Annotated in this window: 9 protein-coding genes; all 9 read left to right on the top strand. The window is 32.9% G+C overall.

The features are described from left to right. Positions 1-34: 34 nt before the first annotated feature. The 9 genes from ACFS3A_RS06615 (at position 35) to ACFS3A_RS06575 (ending at position 14,595) form a co-directional block, all read left to right on the top strand. Positions 35-2,494, top strand: a complete 2,460-nt coding sequence (locus tag ACFS3A_RS06615; RefSeq protein ID WP_379824642.1) for an N-6 DNA methylase — start codon at positions 35-37, stop codon at positions 2,492-2,494. Between the two features lie 2 nt (positions 2,495-2,496). After that, the gene (locus ACFS3A_RS06610; protein ID WP_379824640.1) at positions 2,497-3,678 is read left to right on the top strand and encodes a hypothetical protein; all 1,182 of its coding nucleotides are present in this window, start codon (positions 2,497-2,499) and stop codon (positions 3,676-3,678) included. A 9-nt stretch (positions 3,679-3,687) separates the two neighbouring features. After that, entirely contained in the window at positions 3,688-5,349 is a 1,662-nt protein-coding gene (locus ACFS3A_RS06605) for a type I restriction-modification system subunit M (protein WP_379824639.1), read from the top strand. 2 nt (positions 5,350-5,351) lie between these two features. Continuing rightward, on the top strand, positions 5,352-6,530 hold the full coding sequence (locus ACFS3A_RS06600) for a restriction endonuclease subunit S (RefSeq protein WP_379824638.1): 1,179 nt from the start codon (positions 5,352-5,354) through the stop codon (positions 6,528-6,530). Between the two features lie 16 nt (positions 6,531-6,546). Next, entirely contained in the window at positions 6,547-7,338 is a 792-nt protein-coding gene (locus ACFS3A_RS06595) for a S1 family peptidase (protein ID WP_379824637.1), read from the top strand. 47 nt (positions 7,339-7,385) lie between these two features. Continuing rightward, positions 7,386-9,434, top strand: a complete 2,049-nt coding sequence (locus ACFS3A_RS06590) for a DUF262 domain-containing protein (protein ID WP_379824636.1) — start codon at positions 7,386-7,388, stop codon at positions 9,432-9,434. Continuing rightward, positions 9,424-10,002, top strand: coding sequence for a hypothetical protein (locus ACFS3A_RS06585; RefSeq protein WP_379824635.1), 579 nt, complete (start codon positions 9,424-9,426; stop codon positions 10,000-10,002). The genes ACFS3A_RS06590 and ACFS3A_RS06585 overlap by 11 nt, the downstream gene beginning before the upstream one ends. 12 nt (positions 10,003-10,014) lie before the next feature. Next, complete coding sequence (locus tag ACFS3A_RS06580; protein WP_379824633.1) at positions 10,015-13,503, top strand: DEAD/DEAH box helicase family protein; 3,489 nt, start codon at positions 10,015-10,017, stop codon at positions 13,501-13,503. A 111-nt stretch (positions 13,504-13,614) separates the two neighbouring features. Further along, complete coding sequence (locus tag ACFS3A_RS06575) at positions 13,615-14,595, top strand: CBASS oligonucleotide cyclase (protein ID WP_379824632.1); 981 nt, start codon at positions 13,615-13,617, stop codon at positions 14,593-14,595. Positions 14,596-14,597: the final 2 nt, after the last annotated feature.

Below are 14,597 nucleotides of genomic sequence, written 5' to 3'. Positions count from 1 at the left end.
AGACCTTTGAATCATAATAATAAATAATCCAATTATGCCAGAAATAGTTTATTCAAAACCAGTAGAGTTTGTATCATTTAAGATTTTTGGTCTTTTCGATGCTTTTAGAAATAATTCTAAATTAAATAATCTTGAAGATTCTGTACAAATTACCCTTCTATTAGTATCACTTTACAAAGACCGTATAATAGATGAAAGTTCTTTTTCGAATGATCTAGAAGTTGAGGTTCTCAAAAAGCTGGTAATAAAATCAAACTTAAATAATGAGAATAAGGAAACCTATTTGCTAATTCTTGATGCTCTGAGTGATTCTTTATCGAAAGTATTTAGTCAATCGCTCACTTATCTATCCTTTCTCCTTTTTCAAATTGAAAACGAACTGCTTGTGAAACATTTTCCGAGCGTAGTCGATGATGTAATCTATAGAATTGCTCATGCTCATGGCCGTACATCAGGAGAGTTTATTCAGCCTGTTGAGTTAACCCGCTTTATGAATGGTCTAGCTAATCTAAATATAGATTCAAAAGTGTATAATCCTTTTGCAGGACTAGCTTCTTTCGGGATAGATCTTAATCAAGATCAAAATTATTTTGGTCAAGAGCTCAATCAGAGAATATGGGCATTGGGAGCATTAAGGCTCATGGCATATAACAGACCCGTGAATTTATCATATCGCTGTGAAGATTCTATTTTAAACTGGCCTGACAGTTCAAAAAAATATGATTTGATTATTTCTAATCCTCCTTATGGTACTCGACTTGATAATATATATAAAGAGATTGCTGTCCAGTATAGGACCATTGAACATTTTTTAATAGAAAATGGAGTGCAATCTTTAAAACAAGAGGGTAAATTGATTGCGCTTTTACCACAAGGATTCTTGTTTAGAGGAATGCAGGAGCATCGTTTAAGGGAATCTCTAATTGAGAATGATTTAATTGACTCTATTATTTCATTACCAGCAGGCCTGCTATTAAACACGGGAATTCCGTTAACAATTCTAGTGATTAACAAGTCCAAAGCACAACCAGGCAAAGTTAAATTCATTGATGCAACTAGATTTGTGTCGCATGTCGACTCAAGACTAAAAGTGTTAGATGATACTAAGTTAATTACCGTTATTAACAATGAAATAATTGATAACGATATTATACGTATTATAGATAACCAACAAATTCGTTCGAACGACTATAATTTGAGCGTTGCACGCTATTTTCAAGAGCAAATTAATGGTGTTAAACTAAAAGATATTATAGAACCTTTTAGAGGGCAAAGAAGTAATTTGCCTGAAGTTGGTAAGTTAATGCGTATTCGGGACTTAAAAGATGATAATGTAGATTTTACGTTAGACGAATCGGCTATCGGCGACTCAGATATAAATAGAAATATGATTTATCAAATAGATGAATCCTGTCTATTACTGGCAATGCGTTGGAAAACCTTAAAGCCAACCTACTTTGAATTTAAAGGAAATCCAATTTTCAAAAATTTGGATATATTTTCAGCTAAGGTTGATGAATCAAAAGTGTACATTGCTTATTTAATCAATGAACTGCAGTCTGAATATGTCCAAAAGCAATTAGATGCATACCGTCTAGGGGGTACAATACCATCTATTCGTCAGAATGATTTACTTGAAGTAGTAATTAAATTACCCTCATTAGAAGAACAAAAGGCGAAAATCCAAGGTATTTATGAATTAGCAAATAAGATCAAAGTTCTTCAGGAAGAAAGAAATGCACTAGTTCACGGCAAGGCAATTAAAGATTTTAATGAATTTGCTTCTCTGAAACATACATTAGGAAGACCTAGACAAAATATTTTAGATTGGTCTGATAATTTGTTGGATTTCATAAATAGAAATCAGTCTGGTTTTGAAGAGATGAACAAGGCTTTTATTGAATTTTATGAAGTTGATATGGTCTCGGTTCTTAAAGAAATCAAGCGAGATGTGAATTTTATTACGGAAGTTTTAGAGAAAGGTGAAAATGGCCTTGTTTTATCAGCATATGACAAACAACTTATTTCGCTTTCAGACATTAATAGTGTTATCAACGAGCTGTCAAGTAATGGATTTAACTTTAAGATTAAAAAGTTACTTCTGAAGAGTGAAAACACTAGAAAGAGGGGAATCCTAGCGAACAAAACGCTATTAAAAACTTTACTCGATAATCTTTTAACAAATGCAAACAAATATGCTTTTGATAAAAAAGAAGCAGGAAATGAAGTGGTTATTGAGCTAAACGACGTAGATGATTTTCTAGTGGTAGAAATTAAAAACAACGGAAAACCTTTTCCTAAAAATTTTGATAGGGAAAAGTATATTGCTAAATACTCCACAGCAGATAAAAGTACCGGTAGTGGTTTAGGAGGCTATGATATACACCGAATAGCCTCTGACTTTGATAATCCAGATTGGATATTAACTTTAAATGATGATCCACTCTATCCCGTTGAATTCAAATTTCAATTTCCAATCAAATTGATTAATTAAGTATGGAAGATATCGTATACAATATTTTATGGATAGATGATGAGCATGAAACGCTCACAGGCACTAAAGGTCGCGCAAAAAGAAACGGAATACAGTTAATTCCTTTCAAATCGTTGAATGCCGGAATGAGCGAGTTAGAACAAAACTATCCGTTCTATGATGGGGTATTATTAGACGCCAAGTTCTTTGAAAATGAAGATGACATAGAAGGTTCAGAAGACACCGATAATGTCCATAGAGCAAAAGAACAATTATTGCAATTGAAGAAAAAGTTCGAAATTTTTGTTCTTACAGGTCAAGCAGAAGCTTATGAGGATAGTACTTTTAACAAAGCCTTTAAAAAGGTTTACAAAAAAGGTAGCGATGAAGATATTGAACGATTGTTTGAAGACATAAAAAATGCAGCTGCCAATCAAGAGGATACACAACTTCGTCATTCGTACAAGCGTGTTTTTGATGTTTGCAATGAAAAGTATATAGGTGAAATGTCAGGACAAGATATTTTAAATCTCTTAAAAGTAAATGATGAAACTAATATTGACAATCATTTTAATACGATAAGAAAAATTGTAGAAGATATTTTTGTAGCATTTGCTAAATTTAATTTGTTGCCAAGTGAATTTGTTTCGCCTAGTGTTTCTTTAAATGAATCTAGTAAGTTTTTGGCTGGTAAGAGCCCTGATGGTGTGTTTTTTACAGAAAAAGGTTATCAACATAAAGAAGAAGCTCATTTACCAAAACAAATTGCTTTTTATTTACGAAATATATTATCAGTTACGCAAGCTGGTTCACACCGATCTGAAATTGATTCATTTGTCAAGTCACTCAAAACATCCTTCTTATTAAAAAGTGTGTTCTTTCAGCTCCTTGACGTAATCGTTTGGTTTAAAACATATGTAGATTCTAATCCAAAAACACAAAATTGGTTTAAAGTTGAGGCAGATACAGATATTAATGATATAGAAACCGATACTATTATATCAGGTATCGTAATTAATCTTAATACCCAAAAGGGATTTGCATTCTTTAAACCAAATACAGGAAGTGATAATATTTTTATTCCACCTCATTTAGTGGCTAATTATTCGTTGGTAAATGATAATCCAGTTGAGGTTGCGGTTGAAGAATATATAGATAATCGTACATTTGAAACCAAAACAAGAGTTAGTAAAATTATAGTATAACATCCAAATATGATCACTGGAGAATTAAAAACGCAAATAGACACAATATGGACCACTTTCTGGACAGGTGGGGTTACCAATACCATTACAATTGTAGAGCAACTAACCTACCTAATATTTATTAAAGACTTAGACGAAACTGAAATACGTAACGAACGCAAAGCGCTTCGCGGATTCAAATACACACCCATTTTTGCTCCATTCAAAGGAGAAAAAGACGAAGTAAATCAACAAAATTTTCGTTGGAAAAACTTGAAAGAAATGGATGTCACTGCTAGACATGATATTTTTACAAATACTGTCAATGGTATTTTCCCATTTATCCGCTCTTTAGGGAAAGAAACCAGTCTTTTCGCTACGCACATGAAAGGAGCAACCTTCAGTATTTCTAAAGCCTCTACACTCGATCAGGTAATTGAGAAATTAGAGAATATCGACATGTCCCACCAGGATACCAAAGGAGACATTTACGAATACTTACTTTCGAAATTAGAAGGTGGTGGAACAGCGGGTCAATTCCGTACACCTCGACACATCATTAAACTGATGGTTGAACTAATGCAACCTACATTAGAAGACACCATTTGCGATCCTTCAGTAGGAACGGCAGGGTTTTTAGTTGCGGCTAAAGAGTACATTGATAAACACAATGAAGTGACCAAGCTGGACAAATATGCCGATCACATCAACAAAAAGATGTTCAACGGTACAGAGTTCGATGCTACTATGCTACGCATTTCTTCTATGAACTTGTATTTACACGGCATCGAAGAACCAAATATTATCGACGTTGATGCAGTTTCTAAAGACAATAAAATTGCTAATGCTTATACGTTGATATTGGCAAATCCTCCTTTTACAGGGACAATTGACAAAGAAAGTATTGCTCCAGGTTTGAAAAACGTGACAGATACTACGAAAACAGAATTACTTTTTCTAGCACTTATGCTCCGTCAATTAAAAACCGGTGGACGTGCAGCAGTAATCGTGCCTGATGGTGTATTGTTTGGCAGTGGAAAAGCCTATAAAAGTATCAGACAAGAAATCATTGCCAACAATAAATTAGAAGCCATAATATCACTGCCTAGTGGTGTTTTTAAACCCTATTCTGGAGTAAGTACAGCTATTATTGTTTTTACCAAAACAGGTTCTGGCGGAACTGATAATGTTTGGTTTTATGATATGTTAGCGGATGGAAAATCATTGGATGACAAACGAAGTCTTTTGGTCGATGAAGAGTTGTTTATGGATTTTGCTTTTGGAAATGCTTTCGAAAATACAACTACTGAAGTAAAAAGCAAATTGCATAATGATTTTAATCTCCCTCAAATACTTGATCATTACCGATATTACAAAAGCGATTACTTCAAAAAAAAACACAGCATAACTGGCGAACTTTTACAGGTAAATGATACGCCTCAAAATTTAGGATTTGAACAGTTTATGAGCGAAACCTGCACCCATGACTTTAGCGACAGAACATCACAAAGTTTTTTAGTTCCTTTCGGAGAAATTAAAGAAAACGATTGGGATTTATCAATAAATCGCTATAAAGAAATTGTTTACAGCGAAATAAAATATGACGCCCCTAAAGATATCCTGAAAAGAATAAAACAGATCAATACTGAAAGAGAAATCATTGCAAAGCAATTAGAAAAAAATCTGAATTAATTATGGCATATCTCAAAGAATTAGTCAATAAGCCTATTAGTGGAGAATGGGGTTCTGATGGAGAAGGAATTAAAGTACTGAGAACAACCAATTTCACAAATAAAGGGGTTTTAAATTTTGATAATGTAGTTACGCGAGACATTTCTGCTAAAATTATTGAACAAAAAAAACTTCAAAAAGGCGATCTTATAATTGAAAAATCTGGAGGTAGTCCAACTCAACCTGTTGGAAGAGTAGTTTATTTTGATGAAGAAGGTGATTTTGTGTGTAATAATTTCACTTCTATATTAAGACCAAAAAGAGAAAAAGTATTTCCTAAATATTTACTTCACATGCTTTTTGCAAATCATAAATTTGGTATAACAAAAATGTTTCAAAATAAAACAACCGGAATTATAAACTTGCAATTAACTAGATACTTAGAAAAATCAAATATTCCACTCCCTTCATTAGAAACTCAAAAAAAAATCGCTCAACTTCTAGATGAAGCCACTTCTTTACGAAATAAAACACAGGAGATATTAAAAGAATATGAAACATTAGCCCAATCTATATTTTTAGATATGTTCAGTGATCCTGTTACCAATAAATTTAAGTTCCAAAAGGGAACCATTAGAGATTTAATAAATGAAGCTAAATATGGAACCAGTGAAAAAGCAAGTGATGAAGGTAAATATCCGTATCTTAGAATGAATAACTTAACATATGAAGGGTATATGGATTATTCAAATATAAAATATGTTAATATTCCAGATAAAGATTTACATAAATATTTGGTAAAAAAAGGAGATTTATTATTCAATCGAACTAATAGTAAAGAACTTGTTGGCAAAACAGCAATTTTTGATTCTGCTGATCCAATGGTTATTGCAGGATATCTTATTAGAGTTAGGTTTAATGAAAAGGCAAATCCTTTTTTTGTAAGAGCATACCTTAACTCCAAATATGGCAAATTAGTATTAAGAAATATGTGTAAGAGTATTGTAGGGATGGCAAATATAAATGCTCAAGAATTACAAAATATTTTGATTTTACATCCACCTATTGAACTTCAAAACAAATTCGCTGAAAAAATTACTTTAATAGAGCAGCAAAAAGAATTAGTAAAACAAGAACTCAAAGAAAGTGAAAATTTACTCAATTGCTTACTTCAAAAGGCTTTTAGAGGAGAATTAGTTTAAATGTAATAATTTTAATATGGCTAAAAATATAGAAGCAATTAAAAAAGCAAATAAATTAAAAAATAAAATATTTTACCCTAGGCTTTATTCTGCTTTTCAATCCACAATATGTTTTTTTTGTAATGATGAAAAGTCAAATATAGTTCCTGCAGGCAGTGGTGTTTTCATCAATTATAAGAATAATCATTATGTTGTAACGGCAGCACATGTACTTGCGGAACATAGCAGTGATACTTTTGTAATACTCCATGATAAAGAATTAATAATTGGTGGTAAGCTAATCAGTTCACCCATGCCTGCAAGTGGAGATAGAAAAGATGATAAAATTGATATTTCTATCCTGAAGATTGATAGTCAAAGCGTTGATGATTTATTAACAAGATTTACACCTATTGATGTTTCAGAAATTGAAACAAATCATATTTTAAAAAATACAGCTACATATTTTTGTGTAGGTTTTCCTTTAACTAGAACAAAGAAGATTTGGGGTAAAGACGAAATAAAATCCTTGGGTTTCACCTACCAATCTGAGGCAATAATAAATTTTGATTTTGAAAAATTTGGTTTTAATAAAACCTCAACTTATGCAATCAAATATGATGGAGAAGTAACTAGTGCAAAAATCCCACAAGTTCATTTATCCCCAAAAATAATTGGAATAAGCGGAAGTGGATTATGGCATTTTTATGGAGAAAATAAAAAATCTTTAATTGGAATAGTTTTGGAAAGAATTAATGAACCAAGTAACAAAGCAATTTTAGCAACTAAAATTGAAATCGTACTTAAAATGATTGAAGCAATGGAGTAATGTCTCTTCTAATTCATTTTGAATATATATTTAAAACAAAAGATATTTTGAAAGATACCTTTACGCTACAAGAAATAGCCAATTGGCAATTAGATTTTGAAACATCTATAGTAGAATTACCCTCTGTTCAAAGAGGTTTTGTTTGGAAACCAAAACAAATCGAAGACTTATGGGATTCCATTTTAAGAGGCTATCCCATAGGTTCATTTTTGTTTTCTAAAACCACTAACAAATTAAACTTAATGGACGGTCAACAAAGAGCGACCTCCATTTTCTTAGGTCATTTCAATCCGTATTGCTTTAGTAGTGAAACGAAAACTTGGTCCATCAAAGGAGAATTACCGGTTGTTTGGTTGGATATCAAACCAGAACAAAAACCAGATACAAGTAAATATTTAGTACGTCTCACATCTCGTTCCCATCCTTGGGGTTACCAACACAGAGAGAACAACAAACCCTTAAGCGTTTCCGATAGACGTAAAGCTTTAGAGTTATTCCAAAAACATCCAAATAATACTGGTGGTTATACTACTTTTAAAAACACGACGACCTTTCCTGTTGATGCGTGGTTTCCATTACCATTAGTCTTTTTTATAGAAGCCAATTCTCCTGATGAGGTAATTGAAAAAGCAGAACTGCATTTACCTGATTATTTTGCAACTTTAAGAGGTAGTTTCGAAAATAAAGAGACTTTCATTACTTTGTTAAAAACCGATTTAAAGCAGGATTTAAACGAAATTTGTAATACCGTAAACAAGATAAAATCAATTGTAATTAAATCCAACATAATCGAAGATCGGGTTCTAAACGAAGAAAATGAAGAAGAGAATCCTACGCTTTTTGTGCGTATAAATTCTTCTGGTACTACGTTAACAGGTGACGATTTAATTTATTCCATTTATAAATCATTATTCCCAAAAGCAAAAGATTTTATTGAAACGAGTGAACTCAATTTTATACCACCAACGCAAATATTATCGTTAGCGTCACGTTTCGTTGCCTCAAACCTAGATGAAAATCATGCTTACATCAAAAAAATGAATGTGCGTGATTTTCAACGTCGATTAAAAAATGAGGATTTTAAAACAAAACTAGAAAGATTCATAATAGGTGAGCAACTAGATCAATTGTTTCAAAAAGCAATTTGTATGCTGTCATGCAAAGACAATCCGCTATTTGATGGAGAAATCCCACCAGTACTAATCAAACATTTTATTAAAAGAAATCAAGATTTGTTTCTCTTCTTAGTATATTGGCTACACCTACATAAAACAGAAATAACAAAGGAATTAGAACAAAAGATCGTTGGTAAACTATATACATTTGCATGGTTCGGTTTTGATAATATTCCACATTTGTGGAATCAAAAAATAAAAAATAAAAATTTCTGGAACGAACCTTTAAATGAATTGATTTGGTGGACAGAAGAAGATGGAACACATTTCTTAATAAAACCCGATTTACTAAAAGCATATTACGCTCAACCTAAAATTCTCGATATGTTCAGAACAAAAGATGAACATAGATGGGGTCTATGGATGGAAGGCGCTGGAAATGATATCATAAATTATTTTAAGAGTGTAAAAACCAAAGGTTACAACTCAGAAAAAGCCAATGACTATTTTTGGCAATTTATTGGTAAAATTCGTCACAATAGACCACTCATTTTATTGGCACAGCGAGAATATATAAACACAACATTTACCGATTACAATCAATTAGAAGATGTCGAAGACACCAATGCTCCATGGGATTGGGACCATATCTATGCTAGCGAATGGGTATATTATAAAAAAAACATCAATTCTGGAATTAAAGAATGGAACAATACCAATGGAAATTTCAGGGCTATTTCCTTAGAACAAAACAGAAAAGAGGGGCATAGAGTTAAACCAAATGAAAGATTATCATTAGAAGATGATAGAAAAATTTCTTTTGTTAATGAAGATTGGAATTATTGGATGAATATTGAAGCTAGAATTTCTGATAATAACATAGTAAATCATTTCCAGGCCATCACTACCCGCATGATCAATATCTATGAGAAATTCTGGAATGATTTTAAAATTGGTGAAATGATAAAATATGAATTATAAAAAAGAACCATATCCAGATAGTCTTGAGGCTTTACTCGAGGGAGCTAAGAATTTAGCCAACGAAATACTTCAAAAGCTAAACAAAGATTCTTGCAAAAAAATAAACGAATTATACTTTTTAGATAAGAATAGAATTAAAAGGCATGAAGAAAATTTTAATACATTAGGCTACATTCCAAATACCTTTTTAAAAAATAATTCAAAAAACACAGCAAATAACGAATTTAAAGGACTTTACATTTTTGGTGATGAAGTTGATGGAAAAATAACTCCGGTTTATGTAGGGATTAGTCGTTCAATTTTCCGTAGATTAAAACAACATGCTTGGGGAACAAAGCATAATGAATGTAGCTTGGCCTATTTGAAAACCAAACATCAGTGGGAATTAGAAAAGAAAAAAATTAGCAGAGCTACTACTACAAGTCGAGACATGTTATCCGCTAAAGATATAATTCAAAATTACAGAGTAGTTTTAGTCGAAGTGCAAAACGATTACGATTTGTATTTCTTAGAAGTAGCTTTGGCAGGAATTTTCAGAACAAAATGGAATAGTTTCAAAACACATTAGTATCTTAGCGATATGGTTACCAACTTCCAATTTTTAGCAACAGAATGGACTGCCTTTTACGAACGTAGTGTAAAAGCAGAGCAATGGGTGTTTACAGACCCGCGCACGTCATTAACCTATGCCCGTATGGCATTAGAGTTGGCTGTCAATTGGATGTTTACCAACGATGAAGAACTTATCCTGCCTTTCGATACCTCTTTGAATTCGTTAATGAAGCAGAGAGAATTCCAGGAACAGTTTCCGCATAAACTGTACAACGAAATTGACCTGATTCGTAAAACAGGCAACTTAGCAATTCATAATAAAGCAGTAACCAAAACAGATGCCGAAAAGATAATCGAACACCTGTTTTATTTTTCACGTTGGTTCGCACAATCCTACACGCAAAATAATTTAGGCACTATTCCCATGTTCAATTGGGAATTGATTCCGGTCGAAGGTCAGGATGCCTTATCTAAAAAAGAATACCAAAAAATACAGACCCAGTTTGATATTGATTTAGACAAATTCAAATCCAAATTGGAAGAAGCGGCCGAAAAAAATGCGGAACTGGCCAAGGAAAATGAATTGTTTCAAAAACAAATTGAAGCCTTACAAGCCCAAATCGAGGCCAATAAACAAGTAGCCAATACGGCCGATGAAACAAACCATCCGCGCAACGAATATGAAACACGTAAATATTTTATTGATGTGTCACTTCGTGAAGCAGGCTGGGATTTATCGAGTAGCAAAGACAAAGAGTTTAAAGTGCAGTTTATGCCTGCTTCCACCAATATTTCGGAAACAGGCTATATCGATTATGTACTTTGGGACGATGATGGCTTACCTTTGGCAGTAGTCGAAGCCAAAAAAACCATAGAAAATGCTAGTAAAGGCGAAAATCAAGCCCAATTGTATGCAGAATCTTTAGAAAAAATGTATGGTCGTAAACCGGTCATGTATTATACCAATGGTTTTGAGACCTACTTATGGGATGATCAATTTTATAAAAAGGCAAGACCGGTACATGGATTTTACACCAAAAAAGAATTACAGACTTTAATGTTTCGAAGAACGAATCGTGAAGACATTAGAGAAAAAGCAATCGATACTACGATAACAGATAGAGCCTATCAATTGAGAGCCATTCGCTCCGTTGCCGAGCATTTTACCGGTAACGATAAAATTAACGGTAAACTAATTGGCACACACAGAGCCGCTTTATTAGTCTTGGCAACAGGAACAGGAAAAACACGTATCAGTATTGCCATTTCCAAATTGCTATTAGAAGCCAATTGGGCAAAAAGAATATTGTTTTTAGCTGATAGAAAAAGTTTAGTGAGCCAGGCTAAAAATAACTTTGTAAAGTTAATGCCGGAGCATTCTTGTGTAAACTTGCTACAGGAAAAAGACAATCCCGAAGCCCGTATTGCTTTTTCAACCTATCAAACGATGATGGGTTTAATTGATGGTAGCAAAGAAAACGACAAACGTTTTTATGGGGTGGGTCATTTTGACTTAATTATTATAGATGAAGCACACCGCTCGATATATAAAAAATACCAGGCTATTTTCGATTACTTCGATTCCTTATTTTTAGGACTTACTGCTACACCTAAAAACAGTATTGATAAAAATACCTATGCCATTTTTGGATTGGCAGATAAAACACCTACCGATGCTTACACCTTTGAAGAGGCAGTAGGAAATAAACATCTGGTGCCTTATCATTCAATTGAAGTACCCACCAAATTTCACAGATCCGGAATTCATTATGATGAATTATCGGAACAAGAAAAAGAAGAATTTGAAGAGGAAATTTTGGATGGTGAAAAAGCAGAAGGTCATGAAGTGATTCCCTCTAACGAATTAAACAATTGGTTATTTAATGAGGATACGGCTTTAAAAACCTTGAAGTATCTTATTGATAGCGGTATAAAAAAAAGAAGTGGTGATGAAATTGGAAAAACCATCGTCTTCGCTCGCAATAAAAAACATGCTCATTTTTTAAAAGACATGTTCTTAAAATTAGACCCCGAACTTTTTGGAAATGATTATGTAAAAGTTATAACACACGGTGAACCAAAAGCAGAAGAGTTTATTCAGCGTTTTTGTGACGAAGAAAAAGACAGATTACCACAAATTGCTATTTCAGTAGACATGATGGATACAGGGATTGATGCACCAAGTTGCGTGAATCTGATGTTTTACAAGCCCGTGAAATCCTACGCCAAATTTTGGCAAATGATAGGTCGTGGTTCCCGTTTGCGTTCCAATTTATTTGGTGATGGTGAAGACAAAAAAAAGTTTCTGATCTTTGATTTATATGGGAATTTTGAATTCTTCAGAGAAAATCCAAATGGTATCGAAACAGGTACACAAAAAAGTTTAGGTGAAATTGTTTTTGGGCTAAAATTACAATTAGCCTTATACCTAAAAGAAGAAAGCATTAAAAACGATACAGAATTACAAAAGTACAGCGTCAAACTGCTTGACGAACTTCATAAGGCAATTATAGAATTAAACAAAGACCGTTTCGATGTAAAAATGAAAATCGAAACCGTTATGGATTTTTCCAATCGCGAAACTTGGAATCATTTAGATAAAAGCGAGAGTAAAACAATTCAAGAAGTTTTAGCTCCTTTAATAAGACCGTCTAAATCCGATACCGATTTAGCACGTTTTTACGATAAAATGATTTACATGTTGATGCTAAAACGAATTGAAACACCAAATACAGAGGAATTTTTAGCTAGATTAAATGTGCCTATTACAAAAGTAGCTATCATTTCAAAAAAACTCTTAAAGAAAACTACTATTCCTGAAATTAAAAACAAGGAAGAACTAGTGAAATTGCCACTAAATGAAGATTTTTGGAAAAACAATGGACTAAATCATTTAGAAAAAATTCGTGTAGCCATACGTGAACTGGTAAAATACATCGAACCGGTCGATCAAAAATACGTGACCACTAATTTTGAAGATGCCATTCTGGAAAATGAAATTGTAATAACTTCTTTTGGCGAACCTGATAAAGCAACCTATACGAATCCTTTCGTTAATAATACTCACCGTTTAGAAGAAATCATCCGTGCTAACACAAACAATCTAACGATTAGACGAATTCAGAATGGGGAGCAAATCACCCAAGAAGAACTCCTATCACTAGAAGCAATACTGTTCTCTGACAAAATAAATAAAGAACAACTTGAAAATGAAATCGGACATTCACTAAACTTGGTAAATTTTACTATTAGTCTTATAGGCTTGTCAGCTGATAAAGTAAATACTGCCTTTGCTGAATTCAGTAATAAATATCAATTATCGTCTATACAAATCAAGTTTCTGGATACTGTCAAATTATTCCTGACCAACAACGGCAAAATTGATCCTGCTAAATTATATGACTCTCCTTTCAAAAATTACCATAATCTAGGGATCGATGGCGTTTTTAATGAAGAACAAGCTGATAATATTTTTACCATTATTAGAGAATTCAACAATAACCTAAGTGGTAATTAACCGGTTGTTTTCTATCTATTTTAATTAAGATTTTATTTTATTTTTTACTATGCACATATAATGCACAGTAACCCTTAATCTTTGTAGTGTTAATTATTAATACTATAAAAAATGAACTTAGAAAACAATCAACTACTCTTCTTCGTTGACAAAATCAAGCTGCAAAGTGAAGACATGCAGAAGTATCGAGATCAAATCAATAATCTCAAAGAGAAACTCGAAAACAAAATTAAAAATGACCAAAGTACAGGGCTTAAAGTAACTAAATTTCTTTTGGCTGGTTCATGGAAAAAAAGAACTATTCTAAAAGCTTCCGGTGATCACCCAATAGATATTGACCTAGTACTTTTTGTTGGTGGAGATGATAATATCCAAAACGACCTGGAAAAACTGCACGATTATATCGTGAAATATCTTAAAGAAATCTATCCTCAAAAAGATATTAATCGAGATGTCGATGCGAAAGGAAATACAAAATCGATTACCATCCGTTTTTCAGGATCAGGACTTGAAGTAGATATCGTACCTGTTGTACCTATTACAACACCTAAAAGATACGTTTGGCAACCACAAAGAGGCGGTGGGGGAAAATACATTACCAGTGTAGAAAATCATTTAGATTTTTCTCTAAAAAAGCGTCAAGATAATCCTAGCTATACAGCGATTGTAAGAATGCTGAAGCATTGGAAAAATTACAAAGAATTGAAGCCTACCGATTATGAGGGGGGAATTTCTTCATTTTCGATTGAATTAATTGTTGCTTACTTAGATGAGAAGCAAGGAATACAGACAAACATAGAAGAAGCTATCATACGTTTTTTTCAATTTATGAGTAGCTCTAATTTCCCAATTATAAAATTCAACCACGCCATTAATTCAATCCCCTCTTATTCAACTCCAATTTATATTGCGGATGATACTAATAATGAAAATAATTCGGCTAAGAAAATAGACCGTTCCAAATGGAGTGAAATTATTGACGAAGCTGAAAAAGCTTTTGATGCATTGAATTACGCCCAATCAATTAGAACAGAAGGCTCCACCATAGAAGAATGGAAAACAGTTTTTGGTCCAACTTTTAATATCAAATAATC

The sequence above is a fragment of the Flavobacterium notoginsengisoli genome (assembly GCF_042686225.1).
Lineage (GTDB): Bacteria > Bacteroidota > Bacteroidia > Flavobacteriales > Flavobacteriaceae > Flavobacterium > Flavobacterium notoginsengisoli.
The sequence above is the reverse complement of the archived record's forward strand: the minus strand, read 5'-3'. Positions and strand labels throughout refer to the sequence as shown.

What these genes read in the sequence shown, in the direction of transcription:
- ACFS3A_RS06615 (WP_379824642.1), top strand. Translation starts at nt 35, where the DNA reads ATGCCAGAAATAGTTTATTCAAAACCAGTAGAGTTTGTATCATTTAAG.
- ACFS3A_RS06610 (WP_379824640.1), top strand. Translation starts at nt 2,497, where the DNA reads ATGGAAGATATCGTATACAATATTTTATGGATAGATGATGAGCATGAA.
- ACFS3A_RS06605 (WP_379824639.1), top strand. Translation starts at nt 3,688, where the DNA reads ATGATCACTGGAGAATTAAAAACGCAAATAGACACAATATGGACCACT.
- ACFS3A_RS06600 (WP_379824638.1), top strand. Translation starts at nt 5,352, where the DNA reads ATGGCATATCTCAAAGAATTAGTCAATAAGCCTATTAGTGGAGAATGG.
- ACFS3A_RS06595 (WP_379824637.1), top strand. Translation starts at nt 6,547, where the DNA reads ATGGCTAAAAATATAGAAGCAATTAAAAAAGCAAATAAATTAAAAAAT.
- ACFS3A_RS06585 (WP_379824635.1), top strand. Translation starts at nt 9,424, where the DNA reads ATGAATTATAAAAAAGAACCATATCCAGATAGTCTTGAGGCTTTACTC.
- ACFS3A_RS06580 (WP_379824633.1), top strand. Translation starts at nt 10,015, where the DNA reads ATGGTTACCAACTTCCAATTTTTAGCAACAGAATGGACTGCCTTTTAC.
- ACFS3A_RS06575 (WP_379824632.1), top strand. Translation starts at nt 13,615, where the DNA reads ATGAACTTAGAAAACAATCAACTACTCTTCTTCGTTGACAAAATCAAG.